The organism is Candidatus Thermoplasmatota archaeon (assembly GCA_022848865.1).
GTDB lineage: Archaea > Thermoplasmatota > Thermoplasmata > RBG-16-68-12 > JAGMCJ01 > JAGMCJ01.
The window spans coordinates 1-3,131 of record JAJISE010000084.1; the positions used below are offsets into that span (position 1 = coordinate 1).

General features: G+C 54.2%; 2 protein-coding genes. Both read left to right on the top strand.

Annotated elements, in window-relative coordinates:
- Positions 1-1,667: response regulator (locus LN415_09680; protein MCJ2557355.1), on the top strand; the 1,667-nt coding region annotated here is incomplete at its 5' end.
- A partial coding sequence (locus tag LN415_09685; GenBank protein MCJ2557356.1) for a response regulator occupies positions 1,664-3,131 on the top strand: 1,468 nt, incomplete at its 3' end. The genes LN415_09680 and LN415_09685, both read left to right, overlap by 4 nt.

Below are 3,131 nucleotides of genomic sequence, written 5' to 3' on the forward strand. Positions count from 1 at the left end.
ACAAGCGGGGAGACATTCGGGGTGGGATCAGCGTTTCGGTCCCTATGGAGCCCCTGTGGGCCATTTTGCGTATGCACGTGCTCACGTTGGTGCTGGGTCATGTTCTGCTGTGCCTGATGGGTCTGGTAGGGGTCGTCATGGGGACGCAGCGGCTGAGGCGGAGCGAGAGGGAACGCAACAGAGCGGCGGAGGCACTTCAGAAGGCCAAAGAAAGAGCCGAGGCAGCCACGCAGGTTAAAAGCGAGTTCCTGGCCAACATGAGCCACGAGCTGCGTACCCCTCTCAATGCCATTCTTGGTTTCTCTGAGATCATGCGACGCGACCCGACCATTACTCCTTCCCAGCTGGAGAACCTGGCCTTCATCAGTCGCAACGGCACGCATCTCCTGGACCTGATCAACGATGTACTCCAGCTGTCCAAGATCGAGGCGGAACGGATTACCCTGGACGAGAGCGTCTTTAATCTATATACGCTTCTCGACATGCTCGGAAGCATGTTTCGCCTTCGGGTTGAGGACAAGGGGCTGGACCTCATGTTTGAGCGCTCCCCTGCGGTACCCCGGCACATTCGATGCGATGAACGCAAGCTCAGGCAAGTGTTCTTGAACCTGCTCAGCAATGCCGCCAAGTTCACGGAGAAAGGTGGGATTAGCGTCCGGGTGGGTTACGAGCGCGAGGAAGAGAAGGGCAAGCCGCCCCGTCCGGGAGGCCGTCTGCTTGTGGAAGTGGAGGACACAGGGCCCGGCATTGCTCAGGAAGAAATAGGGAAGCTCTTCGAGGCCTTCAGCCAGACCGCTTCGGGGCGCGGAGCGCAGGAAGGAACGGGATTGGGGCTAACCATCAGCCACAGTTTCGTGAAGCTGATGGGCGGAGATATCGAGGTCACGAGCGAAGTAGGCCGTGGAAGCGTGTTCAAGTTCGACGTGCTCGCACCGGAGGCTGAAGCCGAGACAGTGAAAGAGATCCGGAAGCCTCGGCGCGTAGTGGGTCTGGTTCCCGGCCAGCGTCTTCCGCGCATACTTGTTGTGGATGACGTTGAGGATAACCGGAGGCTGTTGGTCAAAGTGCTTGAGTCGATGGGCCTGAATGCGCGGGAGGCGACCAACGGCGAAGAGGCGATCTCGGTCTGGGATGCGTGGGAGCCTCAGCTGATCTGGATGGACATGGCGATGCCGGTGATGAACGGCTATGAGGCCACGAGACGGATCAAATCGACCGCCAAAGGCCAGTCCACCATCATCGTCGCTCTAACGGCGAGCGTTCTTGAGGAAGACCGTGTGAAAGTCTTTGATTCGGGGTGCGACGACTTCATCCGCAAACCCTTCCATGAGTCGGAGATATTCGAGATGATGTCTGATCATCTCGGTCTGAAATACGTTTACGAGGAAGAGGGGAGATGGGGGGAAGCGGCGGCCTCCCCAGTTGTGGTCCGCGAACTGGCCCCCGAAGATCTCTCGTGTCTTCCTCCGGAATTGATCTCCAATCTGCGTGAAGCGGCCTCTATTGGTGACATTAACGCGCTGAAATCGCTGATGGAGGAAGTCGAGAAATTTGACAAGAACCTCAGCGTAACGATGAGAGATATGATTGATGACTTCCGGATTGGGCCGATCGTCTCAGTTCTGAAGGGAGAGGGACAGAATCGTCCCAGAGAGGAATCACCATGAACGCAGAAGGCGAGAATGTGACGTTTGGCGATGTCTTGATCGTTGACGACAATGAAGCGAATCTGCAATTGCTTCACGCACTGTTGTCTGAGCAGGGGTACAGCGTTCGTGTGGCGACGAATGGCACCATGGCACTTGAGTCGGCTCGGGCGAAGCGGCCCGACTTGATCCTCTTGGACATCAGGATGCCCGATATCGACGGTTACGAAGTATGCAAACGTTTGAAGTCATCCGATGCGACGAAGGATGTATCTGTGATATTCGTGAGCGTGGCAAAAGAGGCTTTGGATAAGGTAAAGGCGTTTGCCGTCGGAGGCGTGGACTACGTAACTAAGCCTTACAAGGCCGAGGAAGTCTTGGCCCGCGTCAAGGCTCATCTGACGATCAGTCACCTGCAACAGCAATTGAGAAGCATCAATGAGGAGCTTGAGGCACGGATTCTGGAACGGACAGCGGACCTGGTACGAGCCAACGAGTCCTTACAGACAGAGATCGCCGAACGCAAGCGGGCCGAGGATGAGACCCGTGCTCAGAGTATATTTTTACAGACCGCCATTGATGCTCTGACCCACCCTTTCTATACCATAAACATTAAAGATTATTCGATTTCCCTGTTCAATAAAGCGGCAGGAATAAACATCTCCGAAGAATCGCCGACCTGTTATGCCCTGACTCACGGCCGATCTGAACCTTGTCGGAAGGATGATTGTCCCTGTCCCATCGAAGAGATAAAAGTAACCGGACGTCCTACAATGGTTGAACATATTCATCTGGATAAGAATGGGAATAAGCGGAATATAGAAATCCATGCCTTCCCTATCTTTGACAGTGAAGGCAATCTATCTCAAATAATCGAATATTCAATCGATATTACCAAGCGCAAAAAAGCTGAAGCAGAGTTAAGAAAACACCGTGAACAGCTTGAAGATCTGGTCAAGGAGCGTACCAATGAACTGGAGGCTACCCAAGAAGAGCTGGTAAAGCACGAAAAGCTCTCCGTGCTCGGGCAACTTACGGCCACGGTGAGCCACGAACTGCGCAATCCTCTGGGCGTGATCCGCAGTTCGGCTTTCTATGTTGAAAGCAAGTTAAGCGATGTTGATGTGAAGATCATAAAGCATCTAAAAAGGATCGAGGAACAGGTGGCCCTGTGCGATTCAATCGTCGATGATTTATTGGAATACACCCGGGGCCGGCGCTCCGAGATGCTTGAGGGAGAACTCAATCCCTTTTTGGAAGAGGTGCTCGATGGCATGACGTTCCCGGAGCCGGTGCACATGCTCCGAGAAATGGCCCCCGATCTTCCCATGGTTCGCTTTGATAGAGAAAAGCTGCAGCGGGTCGTGAACAATCTGGTCACGAATGCCATTCAGGCCGTCGTAGTACGGCAGGAAGGATGGAAGGAGGAAGAAGGGCCGTATCGACCACAGGTAAAATTGGCCACCTCCATGGTCGAAAATGGCG